The sequence below is a fragment of the Actinomycetota bacterium genome (assembly GCA_030774015.1).
Taxonomy (GTDB): Bacteria; Actinomycetota; UBA4738; order UBA4738; family JACQTL01; genus JALYLZ01.
This window is the reverse complement of the sequence record JALYLZ010000102.1, coordinates 1-21,271: the sequence shown is the minus strand read 5'-3', so window position 1 is coordinate 21,271 and position 21,271 is coordinate 1. Positions and strand designations below refer to the sequence as shown.

The following is a 21,271-nucleotide window of genomic DNA, read 5'->3' as shown; positions in this document are numbered from 1 at the left end:
CGATTCGGCTATCGTCCTCGTGCTGCTTCGCCGAGACAGGAGGGACCATGGGGGTGCTGCCCGAACCGATCGAGGAGCTGCTGAACTCGGCCCTGGTCGGGGAGTTGACGGTGGTTGACGACCGGGGGCTGCCGGTGACCCACCCGCTCATCCCGCTGTACGACGGCGAGCGCATCTACCTCACGTCGAGCGTGCTGTTCTCGAAGAAGCTCGAGCACATCAAGGCCAATCCGAAGGTGTCGCTCTCGATCAGCGACCCGAGCGCGGTCAGCGTGGAGCGCTTCCGCCGGGCCACCATCCAGGGCGACGCGGTGGTGGACGACTCCGACCTGCACTCGGGCTGGGAGCACAAGGTCCTGCCCCTGTGGCGGGTCAAGGAGCCCGCCATCGACTTCTTCCTGGGCAAGCGGGTGGCCCTGCCGCTGTTCTTCGAGCGGGGCATCATCGAGATCACGCCGCGCCGCGCGTTCCTGTGGCACGAGGGGCGGACGGACGTCCCGCCGACGGTGTTCGAGCTGGCGGAGGCGGCGCGATGAGCACCACCGCCGCCACCCGGATGCTGGACCGACTGGAGGGCCAGTACACCCATGCGGTCATCGCCTTCCTGGGCGACGACGGGTACCCGATGTCGGTTGCCACCGGGTTCCGCCCCGACCCGGACCGCGGAGTGGTCCTGCTCGACGCCGTGGCCGGCAAGGCGGTGAGCCCGCCGATCGGCCGGGAGGTCAACGTGGTGTTCAGCCACATCCGGCCGCAGCCCGGCGTCGGGTACGACGAGCGCCGGTACGTGTCGTTGTGGGGGCAGCTGAGGCCGGTCGACGACGGCGCCCGCCTCGAGTTCACCCCCGAGCGGGTCCAGCACTGGGACGAGCAGGAGGTGCCGTTCTTCGAGTTCTCCGAACGAGGCGTCCCCCAGGCCCACCGGTACATGGACCAGCTGTCGAGGGAGACCGGGCGGCAGGTGAAGCCCCGGCTGTCGCCGTTCTGGCTGTTCCTGCGGGCCACGCGGCTGCCCTTCCTGTCGGCCACCATCGTGCCGATCGGGCTGGGCATCGCCGTGGCGGCCCTGCACGGCGCGTGGCACTGGTGGCTGGCGGTGCTCACGCTGGTCGCGGGGGCCTGCGTGCACCTCGGCCTGAACGTGGCGAACGACGTGTTCGACACCGCCAGCGGAGCGGACGCGGCGAACGTGACACCCACCCAGTTCAGCGGCGGCTCCAGGGTCATCCACTACGGGCTGCTCACGATGCGCCAGATGCAGCTGATGTCGGCGGCGTTCTACGCCGTGGGCCTGGGGATCGGGCTGTACCTCGCCGTGACCCGGGCGTTCTGGCCGCTCCTGATCATCGGCGCGATCGGGGCGTTCATCAGCTACTTCTACACGGCGCCGCCGCTTCGATTCGTCCACCGCGGCCTCGGCGAGATAGCGGTGTTCCTCGGTTTCGGGCCGATCATGGTCCTCGGCGCGTACGAGGTTCAGGCTCGCACGTTCTCGTGGGAGGCCCTGTTCGCGTCGCTCCCGGTGGGGATCCTGATCGCGCTGGTGCTGTACGTGAACGAGGTCCCGGACCGGCCGGGCGACGGAGCCGCCGGGAAGCGGACGCTGGCCGTGCGCCTGAGCAAGCGAGCCGTCATCGCCGGCTATGTCGGGTCGGTGGCTGTGGCCTTCCTGCTGGTGCTGTCGGGCGCGCTGTCCGGCCTGCTGCCGCGCCCCACGATCATCGCGCTGGCCGCCCTCCCCCTGGCGTTCCCGGTGTACCGGGGCCTCCGCGACCACTACGAGAGCCCCTACCAGCTGATGCCGGTGATGGGCCGCAACATCCAGCTCCACCTCACCACCGGCATGCTGCTGATCCTCGGATACGTGGTCGCCCTGGTCGCAGCCCACATCGCGACGAATCCGCCCGTCTTCCTGCGGTAGCGCGGCTTACGCGGGACGCAGCGCGAGGTCGAACCGGCACGTGGCGAACGGGCGGTCCACGCCACGCGCCCGCATGCCCGCCTCGGACCCGTGGCGCTCCAGCCGGACGACCAGCGAATCCTTCACCGCGCCGATCGCATCCGAGCCCAGGTACGGGTCGCCGTCGACGAACACCATCGTGGTCAGGGCCCGATATCCGTCGCGGCTCGCCTTGAGATGGAGATGGGCGGGCCGGAAAGCATGGCGCCCGAGGGTCCGGAGCAGCGCTCCCACCGGTCCGTCCTTGGGGATCTCGTACGGCGGAGGCACGACCGTCCGGAACTCGTAGCGGCCGTCGGCACCCACCGGGATCCGCCCCCGCAGCCGAAACTCACCGCGATCCGGATCCTGCGTGCTGTACCGGCCGTCCGCGCCGGCCTGCCACACGTCCAGGACGGCGCCAGGGAGCGACCGGCCGGTATCCGCGTCGGTCACGGCTCCGGACACGATCAGCGTTTCCCCGGGCTCGTCCTCCCCGGCCAGGGCGAACGGAGGTGGGAGCGTCGGAGCGTCTGGCAGGTAGAAGGGCCCGAGCACGTTGGTGGCCGTCCCCCCTTCTTCCTCGCCGTGGGTGATCTCGTCGACCAGTACGGACACCCCCAGCACGTCCGAGAGCAGGACGAACTCGTCGTGCTTCCCCACGTCCGTCAGGAACTCCAGCCCCTGCATGAGCTCCGCCTCGGTGACCCGCAGCTCCGACAGCCCTTCCCGAAGCGCCCGCACCATGCGGCCGACCACCTGCTCCAACCTCGGATCGATCTCCACCGGGGCCTCCCTCAGCGACGTCAGGTGATCTGGTACACGAAGCCGGCGAGCTGCCGGAGGTTCCTGGCCTCGTACACGCCGGTGCAGTGGGACGCGAACGTCTCCATGATCGAGTCGTTGGCGTTCCAATCCTGGCGGGCTTCCGGATTCAGCCAGTACACGTTGCGAGCCCGCTCGCCGATCAGCCGCAGCGTCTCCGCTCCCGGTTCCCGGTAGTTGTTCCGTGCGTCGCCGGTGATGATGACCGTGGCCCGGGGATCGAGGTCCGCGTACCCGTACCGATGCCAGAACCGCCGGAACACGTTCCCGTAGTCGCTGTGGCCGTCCCCGGAGATCACGTTGGTGTGGTAGAGTAGGTTTCGCGGGGCCAGCCAGTCGGAGGTGGCGTCGAACCGGCCCGTGACCTCGTCGATCCCGTCCACGAACACGAACAGCCGGATCCTCGAGAACTCCTCCTTCATTGCGTACAGCAGCGACATGGTGAAGCGAGCGAACTCGGTCACCGAGCCCGAGATGTCGCAGAGCAGGTACAGCTCCGGTTTCGAGGCCCGCGGATAGCGGAATGCCGGGTCGAGCGGCACTCCCCCGGCGGACAGCGAACGCCGCACGGTCCGTCGGACGTCGAGGCGGCCGTGGCGCCGGTATCGCCTCCTCCGCGCGATCCGGGCGGCCAGCTTCTGGGCCAGCGGGCGGATGGCTTCCCGCATCTGCCGCAGCTCGGCCGGAGAGGCCGCCAGGAAGTCCACGTCCTCGATCGACCGCTCGTGGAAGACGTCGGCCGCGAGCGGAGCGCCCTGGACCTCCGAGAGTCTCCACCGAACCTCCTGCGCCAGCAGCTTGCGGAACTCCTCCAGTCGCCGGGTCAGCTCGTCCCGGGCCAGCCGGTCGGTCAACGCGGACGGCGCCTCCTCCTCTTCGCGTTCCAGCCACAGCGCCCTTCGCAGGAGCTCCGACAGCTCGAGTTGCCGGAGGATGCGGTACAGGTAGTAGCGCTCGGACGCGCTCCGCTCCGCCTTGATCCCTCCGAACAGGTCCACGGCCAGCGCCGCCAGGCTTCGCAGTGCCTCCTGGTCGCCCTTGCGCAGCGCGTCCAGGAGCATCGCCAGCAGGTCCGCGGAGGGCTCGTTGTCGACGGTCCTCTCAGCGTCCCCCGTCGCGAGCACGTCCCCGTCGCCTTCGCCGTCCAGGGCCCGGTCGAGGGACGTGGTGACCGTCTGCAACCGCTGGTCGCGCCGGATGGCGAAGTAGATGTCGAACAGCGACTCGAAGGCGGGGCGGTGCTCGGCTCGCTTGACCAGCGTGGCTTCAAGAGCGGCCTTCAGCTGGGCACGCTCGGCCAGATCGATGTGGCCGATGGAGTCCGCCGCGTCGAGCGCCTCCACCAGCGAGACCGGCACGCCGGCTTCGCGCAGGCGGTGCACGAACTGGAGGAGCGCGGTTGCCAGGGACGCGCCGCCCGGCGCCTCGGTTGTGTTCGCCATGGACCGGTCCTATGCTCGCGCCTGCCACCCGCACAGATGTCCGGATCGCGAACAGGCTAGCCGAGTGACCGAATTCAAGCCAACCACGGCACCTCGCGGACGTCTGGTCCGGCTTGGAGTGGTGCTGGATACGCGCAACGCCCCGAACCGGCTCCGGGAGATCGCTCGCATGTGCCACGTGGCGGGAATCGATGCGCTGTGGGTCCGGGACCACCTCGCGGCCCCGGACGGCGAGCCGCGGCTGGAGGCCTGGACCGCGCTGACGCTCGCCGCGGCCGACGCGCCTCGCCCGAGGGTCGGGGCCATGCTCACCGCCGCGTTCCGGCCTCCAGCGACCCTGGCGGCGATGGCCGGAACGCTCGACGCCGCCATCGGCGGCCGCCTGGAGATCGGCCTGTCGGCGGGCTGGCTGGAGCGCGAGCACCTGGAATTCGGGTTCGACTTCCCCGGCCCGGAGGTCCGGGCCAGGCGGCTCCAGCGCTACGCGATCATCCTTCGGGGCCTGCTGTCGGGTGATGCCGTCGCCGTGGGCGGTTCGGCGGAGTGGGGAGAGGCCGAGCTGGGGATCGCGTCGCCCCAGCCGGGCGGCCCCACCATCTCGGTCGAGGCGATCACCACGGCTCAGATGGACGTCGCCGCGGCCGTGGCCGACGACGTGGTCGTTCCGGCCGCGGCGGTCCGCGACCTCGACGCCACGGTGCGGCAGGTGCGCGTGGCCTGCGAGCGGGCGGAGCGGGACCCGTCCACGCTCGCGATCGCGCTGGAGGTGCCGGTCTCGATCGGCCGGACCGTCACCGAGGCGCACGCCCGGGCCGAGTCCGAGCCGCTGTTTCGGACCCTGGGGCCTCCCTCCGAGGTCGGGGTGTTCGGGACCCTCGAGCGGTGCCAGGAGCGCGTGATCGAGCTCGCCCACGCCGGCGTTTCGGACCTCCGGTGCGTCCTCCCGAACAGCCCGGACGTCCACGACGTCATCGCGCAGCTCACGGCGATGGTGGTTGGGAGTGTGGACGTCCTTGCGCCGGGTTCACCGAAGTCGAAGTCTCCCGATCCACCGGCGACTTGGGGTGGCCGGACCTCACGGCCGCCCGACCCGGCCTGACGAGCAGCGAGGGCCCGGGGGAGCCCGGACCCTCGCTTGGGTCGATCGGCTAGGCCTCTGCGGGCCTCGGGTTGTAGATCAGTCCCAGGTTGACCCCGTAGATGATGTGCCAGACGTAGATGCCCAAAACCGCCTTCCACGCCGACACCTGGAGGAACTTGCCGAGGTTCTGGCTGAAGAACCCGAAGTCGAACCCGAACACCGAGTTGAACAGCTGCGGCACCCACCAGATCGCGCTGATGGTGGCGAGCACCATGGCGAACAGCAGCGCCTTGGTGAGGTTGCCGGCCGTCGTGTTCGGCCACCGGGTGAGCCGCGGGTGGAGGATGAACGCATAGAACAGCGAGAAGCACATGCCGGTCAGGAAGTGGAAGACGGCTCCCGACCAGAACTGCGCGACGGGACTCGCCTTCAGACCGAGCAAGAGGATGCCGTTGAAGTTCGGCCATCCGAGGTCGGGGAGGCCGACCCCGTGGAACCAGTAGCCGCTGACCGTGGCGATGTGCGTCGCCACGAAGCCCGCGACCAGCGCCGTCACCAACTGGCCCTTCGCCGCTGTCATCGGGAAGACGAGCGAGTCGGCCCTTCGATCCGTTTCTCTTGAGGCCATCGTGGCCATGCTGCCCCCTATCAGGCTTCAGGTACCGGTCCTGAATGGCAACGCCACCGCGTCGTGCCGCTTCCACCCCCTTTCCCCTGTGTTCGGTATCCGAACACCTGTGCGCGTTCCGATACGGCCGAACTATGCGAGGGCCCGACGGCCTTGTCAAGGCGACGACGAGGCAGGATTCCGACAGGGACGGGAGGGGGATCGAGGGCGGATCCGTCAGCGGCGAACGAGGTCGGCGGTGATCCGCTCGGAGGTCTCGGTGACGAGCGGCAGGAACTCCTCCAGGATGCGCTCGACGCTGACCCGGAATGCATGCGAGCACACGGTGAGGGCGGCCTCGGTGCGGCCGTTCGGGTTTCGCAGCGGCACGGCCAGGGAGCGGACGCCCTCCTCGACCTCCTGGTCGACCAGGGTCCATCCGTCGGTCCGGGCCTGGTCGATGATCTCGCGCAGCCTGGCCTCCTCGGTGACGGTCCGCTCGTTGAGCGGGGCCCGCTGCGTCTTCTGGAAGTAGTCGTCGAGCTGCTCGGAGGGGAGATCGGCCAGCAGGACCCTTCCCATCGCGGTCGCCCACGCGGGGAGCCGCGACCCCACCCCGAGGGTCATGCTCATGATCCGCTTGGTCTCGACCCGAGCCACGAAGACGATGTCCGTGCCGTCCAGGACCGACGCCGAGGTAGTCTCCTGGACCTTGTCGGCCAGCTCCTCTAGCCGGGGCCTAGCGATCTCCCAGACCGGGAGCGACGCGAGATACGAGTAGCCGAGCTCCAGGACACGGGGACGAAGCGAGAACAGCCGGCCATCGCTCTCCACGTAGCCGAGGTCTCTCAGCGTCAGCAGGAAGCGACGGGCGGCGGCCCTGGTCAGTCCGGTTCGGTCGGCGATCTCCGACAGCGTGAGGGCCGGCGTGTCCCGGCTGAACGTCGTGATGACCGAGAGCCCTCGCTCCAGCGATTGCACGAACTCGGTGCTGCGTACCACGCTTGACACGTTGGAACCCTCCGGAGCAGAATCCGATTTCGTAGAACGTACAAGAGTTCGCATGGCGAACGCAATACGCGTTCTGCCGGGAAGTGATTCTAGGCCCGACAGGCGGTGCGAGAGCAACCGGGGGTAGAGCCGTGACCACATACGCGACCAGGTTCGGGTCTCTCGACAGCTACGAGAAGGGGACGCTCGAGATCATCGACGACGATCCCAAGCACTATACGTACTCCAACATGTTCGAGGTCGCGTCCACCTCGAAGCCCTACGAGAAGGTCGCCGTGGCCAAGAACATGGAGTACGTCCTCGAGGTGATTCGCGCCGAAGGGACGTCCGAGTGGCGAACCTGTGCGCATGACGAGTTCGCGCTGGTCATGGACGGTGAGGTAGAGATCAGGCTGGTCAAGCTGGACGAGCCACGTGTCCCGCCCGAGAAGGAAGGCTCGGTCGCCCTGGACGGCGAGCCCGTTGGGCAGAAGATGGGGTCCATCCGGGCTCGCCGTGGCCACATGGCGCTCCTGCCGGCCAACTCGGCCTACCGGTTCCACTGCGATGGCGTTGGCGTCGTTTTGATGCAGACCGTCGAGGGCGAGGACACGGTGTTCAAATGGGCCGAGATCTGCATCACGAGCCCATGATGGGATCGACGGAGCATCATCGGCGCCGGTGAGCATGAAGGCGAGCAGGAGGGAGACGTCATGGCCGTAGAGACCATCCTGAGCGTCAAGGTGGAGGCGAGCGAGCCAAACGAGCACGGCTACCGGACGTTCCGGCTCGGCGAGTTCGAGTTCTCGCGCAATGAGTACTTCGTGTACGTGCGCTGGCCCACCGGCAGCCACGTGATGTCGGCGGACACGTTCCTGAAGGCGCTTCAGCGCGACGTGGCCTGGCAGTTCTTCTACGGCATCGTGAACTTCGACGGGGTCATCGGGACCGTCAACCACTATGGGACGGTGGACCTGTTCGCCGGCCGCTACAACGACGCGTACCGGAAGGCCGAGCTGGACCACCTCGAGAACTTCCCGACCGAGCTCATCGGCGAGACGTTCAAGGCCATGCTCGACGATTGGACGAACGAGGGGTTCGACCCGTTCGCCAGCCCCACCGAGACCGGGAGCGCCTTCGGGCCGAAGCGCGGCGACAACCGCAAGGCCATCACGCGGCATCGGGTCACCGCGCAGCGGATGGTGAGCGTCCCCGGCGACGAGCCGATCCGCACCGACGACAGCGGCTTCCCCATCAACCGGCACTTCCTGGACGTGCCGCAGGACGAGCCAAAGGTGCGCCCCGAGCCCGGCTTCGAGGACGAGGTGGCGGCGTTCAACCTGTTCGCCTACCTGTCGCGCTCGGACGTGACCTGGAACCCGTCCGTGGTGGCGGCCTGCAAGGAAAGCCTTGCCTGCCCCACCACCGAGGAGTACATCCTGCCGATCATCCACGGCAACGACCGGGTGGAGTGGTTCATCCAGCTTTCCGACGAGATCTGGTGGAACGTCGAGGACCGGGACACCGGGACCGCGCGCGCCAACGTGGTCATGAAGCCCGGCGACGTGGCGTCGATGCCCGCCGACATCCGTCACCAGGGATACGCGCCCAAGCGGTCGATGCTGCTGGTGTGGGAGAACGCGAACCCGGACCTGCCCGAGCTGCTCTCGTCCGGAAAGCTCCCGCCGGTCGCGGTGGACTTCTAAGCGGGCCGCGGGCCGGGCCCGGGACCCCCCCGGGCAGTCGAGAGGCCGAAGGGGGCCGGGTGCAGGACAGGCTCTTCATCGGAGGCGAGTTCGTCGACTCGATCGACGGGCGGAGCTTCGAGGTGTTCAACCCCCATGACGGGTCGAAGCTGGCCGACGTCGCCGAGGCGAGGCCCCCAGACGTCGACCGCGCCGTCGATGCGGCTCGCTCGGCGTTCCCCGCCTGGAGCTCCACCCAGGCCTCGGAACGCGGCCGCCTGCTGCTGAGGCTGGCTGATGCCATCGAGGCCCACGCCGAGGAGCTAGCCCGGCTCGAAACCCTCGACACCGGGCATCCCATCCGCGACTCGAGCCGGCTCGACGTTCCCCGAACAGCGGCCACGTTCCGGTACTTCGGCGGGATGGCCGACAAGCTCCAGGGCACCGTCGTTCCCGTGGAGCCCGGATTCCTGAACTACGTGCTCCGACGGCCCCTCGGTGTGATCGGGCAGATCGTCCCGTGGAACTTCCCGCTCATGTTCACCAGCTGGAAGATGGGGCCAGCCCTGGCGGCAGGGAACACGGTCGTGTTCAAGCCGGCGGAGCTGACGCCGCTGTCCTCGCTTCGCCTGGCCGAGCTGACGGTAGAGGTGGGGTTCCCACCGGGTGTGATCAACATCCTTCCCGGGTTCGGCCATGTTGCCGGCGCGCATCTGGCCGCCCACCCCGGCATCCAGAAGATCGCCTTCACCGGGTCGACGGAGGTCGGGCGCACGATCGTTGCGGCGTCGGCCGGCAACCTCAAGCGGGTGCAGCTCGAGCTGGGCGGCAAGGGCGCGAACGTCGTGTTCGACGACGCGGACCTCACGGCCGCGGTCAACGGCTCCGCCTTCGCGATCTTCCACAACCAGGGCCAGGCGTGCATCGCCGGGTCTCGTCTGCTGCTGCACGAGGCGATCGCGGAGGAGTTCGTGGGACGGTTCGTGGCCCTGGCGCGCTCCATCCGGATCGGCGACCCGCTCGACCCCCAGACCGAGATGGGGCCGCTGACCTCTCCGGAGCATCGGGACCGCGTCCTGGGCTACGTGAAGATCGCGCTCGACGAGGGCGGGGAGATCCTCTCGGGTGGCCACGCCCCGGACGACCCGACTCTCCAGGCCGGCTGCTACTTCGAGCCCACCGTCGTGCGGGCGGGGCTGGAGGACCGGGTGTGCCGGGAGGAGGTGTTCGGCCCATTCGTCACCGTGACCACCTTCCGCGACGAGGCGGAGGCGCTCCGGATCGCGAACGCGACGGACTACGGCCTGGGCGGCGGGCTGTGGACCCGCGACCTCCAGCGGGCTCACCGGGTGGCCCAGGCCATGGAGAGCGGCATGGTCTGGATCAACTCCTACAAGCGCGTGAACCCGGGGTCGCCGTTCGGCGGCATCCGCAACTCCGGCTACGGCCGGGAGATGGGGTTCGAGGCCATGCACGAGTACACGGAGTCCAGGTCGGTGTGGGTGAACGTCGACGCCGACCTGGCGCCCTGGTATCCACGGCCCTGAGGGAGATGGCGATGGCGGTGATCAAGGAAACGATGACCGACGAGCAGCGGAAGTCGGTGGCGCTCGAGTACCTCAAGGCCTTCGACGCCGGCGGGGTGACCTCCAGCGGCGAGAGCATCCTGGACCTCTTCGCCGACGACGCCCAGGTCTACTTCCCGAAGTGGGGGCTCGCCGAGGGGAAGGACCAGATCGGCCGGATGTTCGGCGACGTGGGGGCCCGCTACAAGTCCATCAAGCACAACTACGCGGACTTCAACTGGATCATGACCGGGACCGACCTGTTCGCCTGCGAGGGCACCAGCTCCGGCGAGCACGTGGACGGCGAATGGCGGGCCGGGGTCACCCACGCCGGCCGGTGGTGCGACGTCTTCGAGGTCCGCGACTTCGTGATCCAGCGCTGCTTCATCTACCTGGACCCGGACTACGCCGGCCTGGACACCGACCGATACCCCTGGCTGTCCGATGGGGGCCGGGACCCCTCCCGGCCGTTGGGATGAGGGCGTTCACGTACGACGCGCTCCCCGGGCGGGTCGTGTTCGGCGTCGGCTCGGTAATGGCGCTGCCGGACGAGGTCGAACGCCTGGGCGCCTCGCGGGTCCTGATCGTCACCGACCCGATGACCAAGCCCGTGGCCGACGAGCTCGCCGAGCACCTCGGTGAACGGTTCGCCGGAGTCTTCTCCGACGTCCAGCAGCATGTCCCGATCGAGGCGGTGCACCAGGCGAACGAGGTGGCGACGCGGAACGGCGCCGACTGCGTGGTCACCGTGGGCGGCGGCTCGACCACCGGCTTCGGAAAGGTCATCGCCCTGGAGACCGGGGTTCCCACCATCGCCATCCCCACGACGTACGCGGGCTCGGAGATGACCCCCATCTACGGGATCACGTCCGACGGGTTGAAGCGAACGGGCCGGGACCTGCGGGTCCTGCCGAAGACCGTCGTCTACGATCCCGCGCTCACGGCAACGCTTCCCCCGTCGGTGACCGGGCCGAGCGGGATGAACGCGCTGGCGCACTGCGTCGAGGCGCTGTACGCGAAGGACGCCAACCCGATCACGTCGCTGATGGCCGAGGAGGGCATCCGGGCCCTGGTTCGCGGCATCGGCGGGTCCGTTCAGGTCCCGGGCGACCTCGACGCTCGGAGCGAGGCGTTGTACGGGGCGTACCTGGCTGGCGCCGCATTGGGCGTGGTGGGGATGGCGCTGCACCACCGGATCTGCCACGTGCTGGGTGGGACCTACGCCCTGGCCCACGGCGAGGTGAACTCGGTGATCCTGCCCCACGCGGCCCGGTTCAACCAGCCCGCGGTCCCGGACGCGCTGGACCGGGCGGCCCGGGCCCTGGGGGCGGAGGACGCGGCCGAGGGGCTGTTCGACTTCAGCGTCTCGATCGACGCGCCGACCAGCCTCGCCGCCCTGGGGATGCGGGAGGCAGACCTGGAGGAAGCCGCGCGGCTGGCTTCGGAGCCGCCGCCGTGGAATCCACGCCCGGTCACGACGGAGGACGTGTTGTCGCTGCTCCGAGACGCCTTCGAGGGGCGGCGGCCCGCCCGCGAGGCCAGGGTGGCCACCGGGAGCTGAAACGGACCCTCGCGCGACGCGCGCTGGCGCCGAGGCGACGAGGTCCATGAGCCGAACGGGGGAGGGAGATGGCACAGGGCAGCGGCTGTACTTGATCATCCTGGGCGCGGTGGCCGTCCTGGTGATGCTCTGCCCGGAGTGGATGACGTCCGACCCGGGCCGGCGGAAGATGGAGCCGCCATGAACGGCCGGACGGATGCGACGCACCGGTTCGGCTCGCCCGCCGAGGTCAAGGAGCGGCTGGCGGCCGCCCGGTACCTCGCGGACGACCACCTCGCCGTCACGATCTACCTGGCCGACCATCTCGACAAGCCGGTCCTGTGCGAGGGGCCGGCGGGTGTGGGCAAGACGGAGCTGGCCAAGGCGGTGTCCGAGGCCACCGGGCACCCGTTGATCCGGCTCCAGTGCTACGAGGGGCTGGACGAAGCCAAGGCGCTGTATGAATGGAACTACAAGAAGCAGCTCCTCCGGATCCAGGCCGACTCCGGGGAGCTCGACTGGGACCGGGTGGAGCAGGACATCTTCAGCGAGGACTTCCTGTTGTCCCGGCCGCTGCTCACGGCCATTCGCTCGCCGTCGCCGGTGGTGCTCCTGATCGATGAGATCGACCGGCTGGAGGTGGAGACCGAAGCGCTGCTGCTCGAGGTCCTGTCCGACTGGCAGGTGTCCATCCCGGAGATGGGGACGGTCCGCGCCAGCAGTCAGCCCTTCGTCGTCCTCACCTCGAACAACACGCGCGAGCTGTCCGAGGCCCTGAAGCGGCGGTGCCTGTTCCTGCACATGGACTATCCGACTGTGGAACGCGAGCGGGAGATCATCCTGGCCCGGGTACCCGGGATCGACGACGGCTTCGCGGAGCAGATCGCGCGGATCGTCCGGACCATCCGGGGGTTCGACCTCAAGAAGCCGCCTTCGGTGTCGGAGACGCTCGACTGGGCCCGGACGCTCCTGCTGCTCGGCATGGACCGGGTGGACGGCGAGGTCACCCGCGACACGCTCTCCCTGTTGTTGAAGTACCAGCAGGACATCGAGCGGGTGCAGGAGGGTCTGGTAGCGAAGGAGCGCTGAGCGACCGGCGGCGACTCAGGCCTGTCAGGCCGAGAGCTCGGCCGGGGTCACGTCGAGCGTCAGCGTGCGTCCCTGGCGGTAGATCCGGATGGGCATGGTGCGCCCGATCGCGGAGCCGTCCATGAGCCGCTGGAGGTCGTCCATGCCTTCGACCGGGGTGGCGTCGACCTCGACCAGGAGGTCCTCGGAACGGATGCCGGCCCGGGCGGCGGGGCTTCCGGGAACGATCTCCACGATCTCGATCCCGCGCTGCCGTCCGACGTCGGCGGCCACGCGCGGCGGCAGCGGCCGCGGTCCGCCGGCGATGCCGAGGTAGGCCCGCCGGACCTGCCCGTCGGTCATCAACGCGGCCACGATGCGACGGGTGGCGTCGTTGATGGGGATGGCCAGCCCGAGTCCCTGCCCCATCCCCGGCCCGATGACGGCGGTGTTGATCCCGATCAGCCGTCCCGTGCTCTCCGCCAGCGCGCCCCCCGAGTTCCCAGGGTGCAGTGCGGCGTCCGTCTGGATCACGTTCTCCACCAGCCTCGTGGCCGAGCCCACCCGGGTGGGGATCGACCGGCCCAGCGCGCTCACCACTCCAGCCGTGACCGAGCCGGCGAACCCGAACGGGTTCCCCATGGCCACCACCAGCTGGCCCACCCGGAGGTGTGCCGCGTCGCCGAGGACCGCGGGGGTGAGCTCCGAGCCCGACGTCCGCACCACCGCGAGATCCGAGAGCGGGTCGGTGCCCACGATCTCCAGGTCGAGCTCGCGTCCGTCCACGAACGTGGCGATGCCGCGGTCGGTCCCGGTCACCACGTGAGCCGAGGTGAGCAGGAATCCATCGGGGGTGACCGCCACCGCGCTGCCCCCGCCCTCGATGCGCCCACGTCCACCGAGCCGCTTCCACACGCGGAGGTTGGCCACGGACGGAGACAGCAGCTCGGCCACCCGTACCACCACGCGCGAGTAGGCGTCGAGGGCTTCGTCCTCCCCGGGCTCGCCCATGCCGGGAGGCTGCTGCTCCCCCACAATGGCATCCAGTAACCGCAGATCGGTCACGCAACCGAGGCTAGCACCGAATTCCGTAATCATGTAAGGGTCGGCGTTTGAGGGTCAGAGCTCGAAGGAGGTCGAACGTGGCAGCGCTGGAGCTGAGGTGGCCGAACTGGATCGGTGTGGTGGCGGAGGACCTGGAGGCGCAGCGGAGGTTCTACCGGGACATCCTGGGGCTCCGGGAGCTGGACGCCGGCGACGGCTGGGTGCAGTTCGACATGGGGTGGCCGAACATGCTGGAGGTCCTCCAGCGCTCCGACGAGCCCCACTACGACCGGCCCCGGTTCCAGACCGGGTTCGCGGTGGACGACATCCACGCCGCTCGCCAGGAGATGATCGCCCGCGGCGCGACGCCGCTCACCGACATCGACGGCGGCCCCGACTCGGGCGGCTACTGGTGTTACTTCGCAGACCCCGAGGGGAACGTCTTCGAGATCAGCCAGCGCGTGGGCGAGTCCTGGTCGTAACAGGCCATCGCGCAGCGGAACCCGAGTTCAGGCCCCCGTTTGGGGCGCCCCGGGTCGCGTGGTGAAGGCGACGTACCAGTCCTCGTCGGATTCCCCGTCGATCAGCAGCCGCCACACGTAGCGGCTGTCGGGGGCCAGCGGAAGCGCCGGCACGTTCACGGCGATGGCGAAGTCGAGCGGCGTGCCGGGCTTCAGCCCCGGCGGCCGGCCCACCTCGAACTGCCCTTCCACCTGGACCGGCTGGTCGCCGCCGGGGACCGGCACCGGCCGCTCGTCCCCGTCCACCAGCATGAGCCGGAACGCGTGCTGGACGTTGGCCTCGTCCCAGGGCACCTCGATCTTCACCGCGATGCCCATCTGCACGGCCCCCGGGCCGGTCACGGACCATCCGCCGCCCAGGACGTAGAGCTTGCCCTGGACGGCCTGGACGAAGTCGGCCAACAGCATGGTGGCCCTCACGACGACGCCCTCAGCCCCTCAGCTCCGGTCCAGTTCCTCGCGGGCCAGGCGCAGCGCTTCCTCGTACACGTCCCGGGCCGGGACCCCGGCCTCTCGGGCCGCCCGTGTGCAGTCCTCGAACTCCGGCGCCACCGTCACCGCCTGCCCCTCGAGGAACCCGACCTTCACGGCGACCGGGCCGTGGGAGGTCTCGACCTTCATCAGCTCCCGGTCGAGGGCTTCCTTGGAAACCATGACCGCCCGAATCCCCAGCGTGCCGGTCTCACGGAACAGCACCGAGCGGATTCCCTCGGCTCGCTCCGCGGAGCACAGGACGGAAACCGTCACCGCCGGACGGCTCTTCTTCATGACGATCGGGGTCAGCCACGCGTCCTGGGCCCCCGCGGCGAACAGCCGCTCCATCACGTACTCGTAGAGCTCCGGGTTCAGGTCGTCGATGTTGGTCTCGAGCATCACGTCGCCGGACTGCTGCTCGGGCGAGGGCGCGTGGCGGTGTGTTTCCTCCTCGGTTCCCACCATCACCCGCAGGATGTTCGGGAAGTCCAGCCGGTGCGAGCCCACGCCGTACCCCACGGACTCCACGCGCATGAGCGGGAGGTCCCCGTATCCCTCCGCCAGGGCCGACAGGATCGCCGCCCCGGTGGGCGTGACCAGCTCGACGGGGACGCCGCGGGAGTACATCGGCGCTCCCCGGAGCAGCTCCACCACGGCCGGGCCCGGGATGGGCATCGCGCCGTGCTCCGTCCTCATCATCCCGAGTCCGGTTGGCACCGGCGAGGCGAACACGCGCTCGATGCCAAGCACCGAGAGCGCCACGGCGGTCCCGGTGATATCGACGATCGAGTCCACGGCGCCGATCTCGTGGAACGTGACCAGGTCGACTTCCTTATGGTGGACCTTCGCCTCGGCCTCCGCCAGGCGCCGGAACACGCGCTGGGCGGTGTGGCGGACGTCCGGGGTCAGGTCGGCCGCGTCGAGCAGGGCCCGGATGCTGGCGTAGGTCCGGATGATCCCACTGGCCCGGGCCCGGACCGTGACCTGGGTGGCCCGGATCCCGAAGGTCTCGACCTCCTCCAGCTCGAAGTCGAACGGCTCGACCGGGAGCGACGACAGCTGCCTGCGAATCTCGTCGAAGTCCGCGCCGGCGTCGAGCAGCGCTCCCAGGGCCATGTCGCCGGAGATCCCGGCGATGCAGTCGAAGTAGGCGATCCGCACTCCGCTAGGTCCGATCCGCGGCCCGCGTCCGCAGGATCCGGTGGGCGACCAGCGCAGCGCCGAAGCCGTTGTCGATGTTGACCACGGCGATCCCGGGCGCGCAGGAGGACAGCATAGCCAGCAACGCGGCCAGACCCTCGAAGGAGGCCCCGTAGCCGACGCTGGTCGGGACCGCGATCACCGGACGGGAGGTGAGCCCGGCGACCACCGACGGGAGGGCACCTTCCATGCCGGCCACCACCACCACGCAGTCGGCCGTGTCGATCCGTTCCCGCTGGTCCAGGAGCCGGTGGATGCCGGCCACACCGACGTCCTCGATCAGGTCCACGGACATGGCCAGGGCCGACGCGGTGGCGGAGGCCTCCTCGGCAACCGGCTGGTCGGACGTTCCCGCCGACACCACGGCGACCGATCCGAGCACCGAGCCGTTCCCGCCCCGCTTGGCCACGACCAGGCCGGAGCGCGGATGGTATTCGGCGGCCGGGACGACCTCCCGCACGGCGTGGAACTGCTCGGGCGTGGCCCTGGTCACGAACACCGGCCCGGTCGTGCGCTGCACCAGGGCCGCGGCGGCGGCCCGAACCTGTTCCAGGGTCTTGCCCGGAGCGAAGACGGCCTCGGCCTGGCCGGTCCGGAGCTCCCGGTGATGGTCGATGCGGGCCCCGGCGAGACCCTCGTAGGGCAAGTTCCGGAGCTCTTCGAGGGCGTCGTCCACCGTCCGGTCGCCCTCCGCGACCCCTCGAAGAAGTTGTGTCAACGATCGTTCGTCCACGGGAGGCGCCATTGTATACTTCGTCCTTCAGGGCAGGTAGATGCCCATTTTTCTGACCCGGGGCAGCTGAAGAGTTGGCCTTTTCCTCGAAGATCCTGACCCTCCTCGTCCTGGTCGCTCTGGGGCTGGACGTGCTGGCGCTGTTCATCCTGGCGTCTGGCGCCGGCCGGCGCCGCCGGCCGCCTGAGCGCGTCCCCATCGTGATGGACGAGACGCTTCGGGGGATCCTGGAGGGGCACGCCCGCACCATGCAGCGGCTGGACGCCGCCGTCGGCCGGCTGGCGGCGGAGGACGCGCGCCTGTCGGAGGTGCTGGCCGGCGCCGTCCAGAACGTCGCGCTCATTCGCTACGACGCGTTCGAGGACATGGGCGGCCGGCTGTCGTTCTCGTGCGCCCTGCTGGACGCGCAAGGGGATGGCGTGGTGGTCACCTCGATCAACGGACGGCAGGACACCCGGGTGTACGCGAAGCCGGTCCGCCGTGGCACCAGCGAGTACAACCTCTCCGAGGAGGAGGAGCAGGCCATCCGCGACGCCCTCACCGGGCGGCGCCAGATCCTGGAGGCTGGATGATGCGCAGACGAGACGACGCGGGAGCTGGGCCGGACGCACCGGCCCCGCTCATCAGGGAACAGGAGGTCCGGTCCATGGCGGCAGAGGGTGAGGTCACGGTGGTCGGCCAGGGTGCGAAGCTCGAGGGCACGCTGGTCTCGGCGGGGTCGCTCCGAATCGACGGGGCGGTGAAGGGCCAGATCAACGCCGAGGGCGACGTCATGCTCAGCCCCCAGAGCCAGGTGGAAGCGGACATCCGTGCGGACAGCGTGACGGTGGCCGGTCGGTTCAAGGGGAACATCTTCGTCAAGGGGAAGGCCGAGCTGGCCCGGGGCGGCCGCATCGACGGGAACGTCACGTCGAAGGTCCTGGTGATCCAGGAGGGCGGCATCTTCTGCGGCCAGAGCATGATGGACCAGGAGCACGCCGCGCACACCGCGGTCCCGGCCGCGGGAACCTCCACGGCCCCGGCCGGCAACGCTCACGGGGCGGAGCCGGCCAAGACGCCCACCCCTTCTTCCGAGGCGTCGTCGGAGCGGGCCAGAGTCACCTAGCACCGGCTCGACCCCGCCGCCTCGCGCGGTTCGTTGGCGCTGTTCTGGCATGCTGTGTGCCATGCTCGACCTCAGGGCCATTCGCGAGGATCCCGGCCCCTTTCGGGTCGGCCTGGCCCGCCGGGGCGCCGCCGATGACCTCGACCGCCTGCTGAATCTGGACGCCGAGCATCGTGCCCTGAAGGTCCAGGTCGAGGGGCTGCGGGCGGAGCAGAACCGGATCTCGAAGGAGATCGGCCGTTCCTCACAGGAGGCTCGTGAGGCCCTGCTGGAACAGGCTGCGCATGCGTCCAGCCGGCTGAAGGAGCTCGAGCCCCGCCTCCAGGACGTGACCGACGAGGTGGACGCGCTGCTGGCCCGGCTGCCGAACGTCCCTCACCAGTCCACGCCCGACGGCCAGGGCGACGAGGACAACACGGTGGAACGAGTGGTGGGCGAGCCGCCCTCCTTCCCCTTCCCGGTGAAGGACCACGTGGAGCTGGGGGAGGCACTGGGCGCGCTGGACACGGAACGGGCCGCCCGGACGTCGGGGTCCCGGTTCGCCTACCTGCTGGGGCCATCGGTGTGGCTCCAGTTCGCGCTGGTCCGCTACGCCCTCGACCGCGTGACCGCCCACGGCTTCGTCCCGGTGATCCCGCCGGTGCTGGTGCGGGAGGAGGCCATGTTCGGCACCGGGTTCCTGCCGACCGACGAGGCGCAGCTGTACGTCACCCGGGAGGACGACCTGTACCTGGTGGGGACCTCCGAGGTGCCGCTGGCCTCGTTCCACGCGGACGAGATCCTGGAGCAGGACGCATTGCCGATCCGGTACGCGGGCTACTCGACGTGCTTTCGGCGGGAGGCCGGGACCTACGGCAAGGACACCCGCGGCATCTTCCGCCTGCACCAGTTCGACAAGGTCGAGATGTTCAGCTTCTGCGCGCCCGAGCGATCCTGGGACGAGCACGACTTCCTGGTCTCGATCCAGGAGGACATCGTGGCCGGCCTGGGACTGGCCTACCGAGTGGTGAACGTGTGCACCGGCGAGCTGGGGGCCTCCGCGGCCAAGAAGCTCGACCTCGAAGCGTGGTTCCCGGGCCAGGATCGGTACCGGGAGGTCACGTCGTGCTCGAACTGCACCGACTACCAGGCCCGCCGGCTCGGCGTGCGCGAGCGGCGTGCGGAGGGGAACCGGCCGGTGCACACGCTGAACGGCACTGCGGTGGCCATCGGGCGGACCCTGATCGCGATCCTCGAGAACCACCAGCAGCAGGACGGCTCGGTCCGGGTTCCCGAAGTCCTGCACCCCTACCTGCCCGAGTCCCTCCAGGTCCTGCGGCCGGCCTGAGCCCGAATGCCGGCCTCCTCGCCGGTCTCGCCGGGTTCAGCCCACCGGCAGGTGGTGGCTGACAGTCATGGCCCGGAACGCGACCGGAAGTCCGATCTCGCCGAGGGCGGCGTCACGCCACCGGAGCGCCAGCCCCAGGGGCGGCGCCGCCACGCGCGGGAAGTCCGTGAGGAGGGTCTCCAGTGTGAACGGCCCCGAGGTCCGCTTCATGTCGATCAGGGCGAAGGCGTTCACCGTTCCGGTGACCGGCGGTCCGGCCGCGCAGTTCGGCGATCCCGGGCACCCGGCGTCCAGGCTCACCAGCATCCGGAGGGTCGAGATCCCATCCGGCCCGGTGGTCTCGCCGGACGACCCGAGCTCGCCGTGCACTCCGCCGCCGGCCAGCTTCTCTGCCTGCTCGCGCCCCGCGGGGGCGACCAGGTGGTCGTCCTGCACGACCGTCCACTCGATCGTCCAGCCCCGCACCGGCCCCGCCTTCGGGAGCTCGATCCCGGACAGGCCGCCGCAGGCGATCGTCTGGCCGGCCATCGACGAGTCGAACCGAAGGGTCGCCGTGTAGTCGTACCGGCGGCTGGCGTCGTCCGGAGCCTTCGGCGCATGGATCCGCTGACCCGCGGATGCGGTGGCGTCGAAGTGGATCCCCGCCAGGAGGAGGAGGTCCGCCACCAGGTCGCCGCCCGCTTCCAGCAGGCCGTGCGCGCGCAGGACGTTCCGGATCACCGCGGCCTGGTGCCCGGCCACGGAGGCCAGCCGGAGCCCCGCCCCGATCCCGGCCACCGGAGTCGGCGCGGCCACCACCACGGCGCACGTGCCCGGTGAGGGACTCGCGGTGCTCTGGATGTGGCCGACCCGGCTCATGACCTGGGCGGCCAGGATGGCGAACTGGATCGGGTCCAGCCGGAAGCTGTCGGGGTCGAGGTGGAAGAACACGTTCTGGGGCGGGGAGTGCGCCTCGCTCAGCTGGCGGAACACCAGCGCGGGAAAGGCCCCGGGAGCGGTCGGGTCGGCCAGCGCGTTCTGGACCCACCGCTGGATGGCCTGTGCGAACCGGTCCTGGTCGAGCAACGGCTGGGCCACCAGCGGCAGCAGGTAGGTGGGGACGTCCCACAGGTCCTCCAGGAACCAGGTCCGGTTCGACTGGAGGGCGTCCGCGAGCATCGGGAGCTGGACGTCGTAGACGTAGGCGTCGATGAAGGTCGGCGAGGCCGGTTGGTTGAGCAGGGACCCGTCGCGGGCCGAGACGACGGGAATCCCGGACAGGGTCAGGATCCGGGCCACCGCGTCGGCCCCGGTGTCCGGATCGAGGGTTTCCTGGGCCAGACGGCCGGCCAGGACGTCCTGGTCCACCGGAGTGGGGGAAGACGTGACGGGAGGAGCCGGCGTGGGGGAGGTGGACCTGGTGGTCCCGCTGGTGGGGTTGCAGGCCTGTGCCAGCACGGCGAGCAGGGACGCCAGCACGGCGGCTCGCGTCCACGGACGGAATCGCGGGACGAACATCGCACCGTCAGTCTTCGGCATGACCTGGCCGTCGGTGTAGGGCTAGGCCGAAGGTCGCGCCGACCGCCGCCGCGTACTGCATCGCGAACCGATGCAGCCACCGTGGCGGCCCGCTTCACAAGGGCAAGATCGAGGACGGGACGGTTCGGTGCCCCTGGCACCTCAGCGTCTTCCGGCTGGAGGACGGCTCGATCGTGCGGGGTCCGGCGACTGCACCGCAGCCCGACTACGAGGTCCGGGTCAGCGACGGAAAGATCGAGGTGCGAGCCGTCGGGCCCAGATTCTCGATCCTAGCCCGACTCCTGCCCGAGCCCGCCGTCCGTCCCGGGTTGCCCTTCGTCCTCTAGTGCGCCGGCGACGATCCTGCGTAGGGTAATTACATCCTTGTAAGTCCCATGTAGCGGTGGCACGCTGCAGGCGATGACTCCTGAAGCCGTCGGGCTGCTTCCCCCAGGAGGTGCGCCATGGCTCGCGGGCGACCGCCCATTGTCTTCGTTCGTCCTGTCACCGCCGACGAGGAGCGGGAGCTCGCCTCGATCGTTCGACGGGGTCGTCGGACGACGTCCTCCGTGACGATGCGCCGCGCCCTCATTGTGTGGCGGAGCGCCCATGGAGCGACCGCCTCAGA

At 69.7% G+C, this 21,271-nt stretch carries 23 protein-coding genes and 1 pseudogene; 15 read left to right on the top strand and 9 right to left on the bottom strand.

What is annotated here, in order from left to right; translation table 11 throughout:
- Window positions 1-47 precede the first annotated feature (47 nt).
- The gene (locus M3Q23_10160; GenBank protein ID MDP9342435.1) at window positions 48-536 is read left to right on the top strand and encodes a pyridoxamine 5'-phosphate oxidase family protein; all 489 of its coding nucleotides are present in this window, start codon (window positions 48-50) and stop codon (window positions 534-536) included.
- Complete coding sequence (locus M3Q23_10155; GenBank protein ID MDP9342434.1) at window positions 533-1,921, top strand: prenyltransferase; 1,389 nt, start codon at window positions 533-535, stop codon at window positions 1,919-1,921. Before M3Q23_10160 ends, M3Q23_10155 begins: the two co-directional genes overlap by 4 nt.
- 6 nt (window positions 1,922-1,927) lie before the next feature.
- On the opposite strand, the gene M3Q23_10150 is transcribed toward M3Q23_10155, so the two are convergent.
- Together M3Q23_10150 and M3Q23_10145 are read right to left on the bottom strand one after the other, a co-directional pair.
- On the bottom strand, window positions 1,928-2,725 hold the full coding sequence (locus M3Q23_10150; GenBank protein MDP9342433.1) for a 6-chlorohydroxyquinol-1,2-dioxygenase: 798 nt from the start codon (window positions 2,723-2,725) through the stop codon (window positions 1,928-1,930).
- A gap of 20 nt (window positions 2,726-2,745) precedes the next feature.
- Window positions 2,746-4,206, bottom strand: a complete 1,461-nt coding sequence (locus M3Q23_10145; GenBank protein MDP9342432.1) for a VWA domain-containing protein — start codon at window positions 4,204-4,206, stop codon at window positions 2,746-2,748.
- Window positions 4,207-4,270: 64 nt separating this feature from the next.
- Here M3Q23_10145 and M3Q23_10140 point away from each other — a divergent pair, with 64 nt between their 5' ends.
- Window positions 4,271-5,305: an LLM class flavin-dependent oxidoreductase gene (locus M3Q23_10140; protein MDP9342431.1), complete on the top strand. Its 1,035-nt coding sequence runs from the start codon at window positions 4,271-4,273 to the stop codon at window positions 5,303-5,305.
- Window positions 5,306-5,354: 49 nt separating this feature from the next.
- Here M3Q23_10140 and M3Q23_10135 read toward each other — a convergent pair whose 3' ends face one another.
- Window positions 5,355-5,843: a hypothetical protein gene (locus M3Q23_10135; protein MDP9342430.1), complete on the bottom strand. Its 489-nt coding sequence runs from the start codon at window positions 5,841-5,843 to the stop codon at window positions 5,355-5,357.
- 288 nt (window positions 5,844-6,131) lie between these two features.
- A complete protein-coding gene (locus M3Q23_10130) occupies window positions 6,132-6,905 on the bottom strand; it encodes a helix-turn-helix domain-containing protein (GenBank protein MDP9342429.1) in 774 nt (257 codons plus the stop codon).
- Window positions 6,906-7,036: 131 nt separating this feature from the next.
- On the opposite strand from M3Q23_10130, the gene M3Q23_10125 reads away from it, so the two are divergent.
- From M3Q23_10125 to M3Q23_10095, 7 genes are read left to right on the top strand one after another with little or no spacing between them, the layout of a single operon-like run.
- Window positions 7,037-7,537, top strand: a complete 501-nt coding sequence (locus M3Q23_10125) for a hydroxyquinol 1,2-dioxygenase (GenBank protein MDP9342428.1) — start codon at window positions 7,037-7,039, stop codon at window positions 7,535-7,537.
- 60 nt (window positions 7,538-7,597) lie between these two features.
- On the top strand, window positions 7,598-8,590 hold the full coding sequence (locus M3Q23_10120) for a hydroxyquinol 1,2-dioxygenase (GenBank protein MDP9342427.1): 993 nt from the start codon (window positions 7,598-7,600) through the stop codon (window positions 8,588-8,590).
- Between the two features lie 59 nt (window positions 8,591-8,649).
- Complete coding sequence (locus M3Q23_10115) at window positions 8,650-10,116, top strand: aldehyde dehydrogenase family protein (GenBank protein MDP9342426.1); 1,467 nt, start codon at window positions 8,650-8,652, stop codon at window positions 10,114-10,116.
- An 11-nt stretch (window positions 10,117-10,127) separates the two neighbouring features.
- Window positions 10,128-10,613, top strand: a complete 486-nt coding sequence (locus M3Q23_10110) for a nuclear transport factor 2 family protein (GenBank protein MDP9342425.1) — start codon at window positions 10,128-10,130, stop codon at window positions 10,611-10,613.
- A complete protein-coding gene (locus M3Q23_10105; protein ID MDP9342424.1) occupies window positions 10,610-11,695 on the top strand; it encodes a maleylacetate reductase in 1,086 nt (361 codons plus the stop codon). The genes M3Q23_10110 and M3Q23_10105 overlap by 4 nt, the downstream gene beginning before the upstream one ends.
- 46 nt (window positions 11,696-11,741) lie before the next feature.
- Window positions 11,742-11,879, top strand: coding sequence for a hypothetical protein (locus M3Q23_10100; protein ID MDP9342423.1), 138 nt, complete (start codon window positions 11,742-11,744; stop codon window positions 11,877-11,879).
- Window positions 11,876-12,763 carry a MoxR family ATPase gene (locus tag M3Q23_10095; GenBank protein ID MDP9342422.1) on the top strand — a complete coding sequence of 296 codons (888 nt, stop codon included), beginning with the start codon at window positions 11,876-11,878 and terminating at the stop codon, window positions 12,761-12,763. Before M3Q23_10100 ends, M3Q23_10095 begins: the two co-directional genes overlap by 4 nt.
- 24 nt (window positions 12,764-12,787) lie before the next feature.
- Here the strand turns inward: M3Q23_10095 and M3Q23_10090 are convergent, their stop codons facing one another.
- Window positions 12,788-13,753, bottom strand: a complete 966-nt coding sequence (locus tag M3Q23_10090) for a trypsin-like peptidase domain-containing protein (protein MDP9342421.1) — start codon at window positions 13,751-13,753, stop codon at window positions 12,788-12,790.
- A gap of 131 nt (window positions 13,754-13,884) precedes the next feature.
- Between M3Q23_10090 and M3Q23_10085 the strand changes: the two genes are divergently transcribed.
- Window positions 13,885-14,268 (top strand): VOC family protein, encoded by a 384-nt coding sequence (locus M3Q23_10085; GenBank protein MDP9342420.1) that lies wholly within the window; start codon window positions 13,885-13,887, stop codon window positions 14,266-14,268.
- A 27-nt stretch (window positions 14,269-14,295) separates the two neighbouring features.
- On the opposite strand, the gene M3Q23_10080 is transcribed toward M3Q23_10085, so the two are convergent.
- Genes M3Q23_10080 through larB form a run of 3 tightly spaced genes read right to left on the bottom strand, consistent with a single transcriptional unit; the run spans window position 14,296 to window position 16,714 of the window.
- Window positions 14,296-14,727, bottom strand: coding sequence for a hypothetical protein (locus M3Q23_10080; GenBank protein ID MDP9342419.1), 432 nt, complete (start codon window positions 14,725-14,727; stop codon window positions 14,296-14,298).
- Window positions 14,728-14,745: 18 nt separating this feature from the next.
- On the bottom strand, window positions 14,746-15,942 hold the full coding sequence (gene larC / locus M3Q23_10075) for a nickel pincer cofactor biosynthesis protein LarC (GenBank protein ID MDP9342418.1): 1,197 nt from the start codon (window positions 15,940-15,942) through the stop codon (window positions 14,746-14,748).
- Between the two features lie 4 nt (window positions 15,943-15,946).
- Window positions 15,947-16,714 carry a nickel pincer cofactor biosynthesis protein LarB gene (gene larB / locus M3Q23_10070; protein MDP9342417.1) on the bottom strand — a complete coding sequence of 256 codons (768 nt, stop codon included), beginning with the start codon at window positions 16,712-16,714 and terminating at the stop codon, window positions 15,947-15,949.
- Between the two features lie 74 nt (window positions 16,715-16,788).
- Here larB and M3Q23_10065 point away from each other — a divergent pair, with 74 nt between their 5' ends.
- From M3Q23_10065 to serS, 3 genes are all read left to right on the top strand, one after another.
- Window positions 16,789-17,286: a DUF4446 family protein gene (locus M3Q23_10065; GenBank protein ID MDP9342416.1), complete on the top strand. Its 498-nt coding sequence runs from the start codon at window positions 16,789-16,791 to the stop codon at window positions 17,284-17,286.
- Window positions 17,286-17,819 carry a polymer-forming cytoskeletal protein gene (locus tag M3Q23_10060; protein MDP9342415.1) on the top strand — a complete coding sequence of 178 codons (534 nt, stop codon included), beginning with the start codon at window positions 17,286-17,288 and terminating at the stop codon, window positions 17,817-17,819. Before M3Q23_10065 ends, M3Q23_10060 begins: the two co-directional genes overlap by 1 nt.
- Window positions 17,820-17,880: 61 nt before the next feature.
- Window positions 17,881-19,146 (top strand): serine--tRNA ligase, encoded by a 1,266-nt coding sequence (gene serS / locus M3Q23_10055; protein MDP9342414.1) that lies wholly within the window; start codon window positions 17,881-17,883, stop codon window positions 19,144-19,146.
- Window positions 19,147-19,182: 36 nt separating this feature from the next.
- Here serS and M3Q23_10050 read toward each other — a convergent pair whose 3' ends face one another.
- Window positions 19,183-20,664, bottom strand: a complete 1,482-nt coding sequence (locus M3Q23_10050) for a hypothetical protein (GenBank protein ID MDP9342413.1) — start codon at window positions 20,662-20,664, stop codon at window positions 19,183-19,185.
- Window positions 20,665-20,723: 59 nt separating this feature from the next.
- Between M3Q23_10050 and M3Q23_10045 the strand changes: the two are divergent.
- Window positions 20,724-20,990: pseudogene (locus M3Q23_10045) on the top strand (Rieske 2Fe-2S domain-containing protein).
- Window positions 20,991-21,271 lie beyond the last annotated feature (281 nt).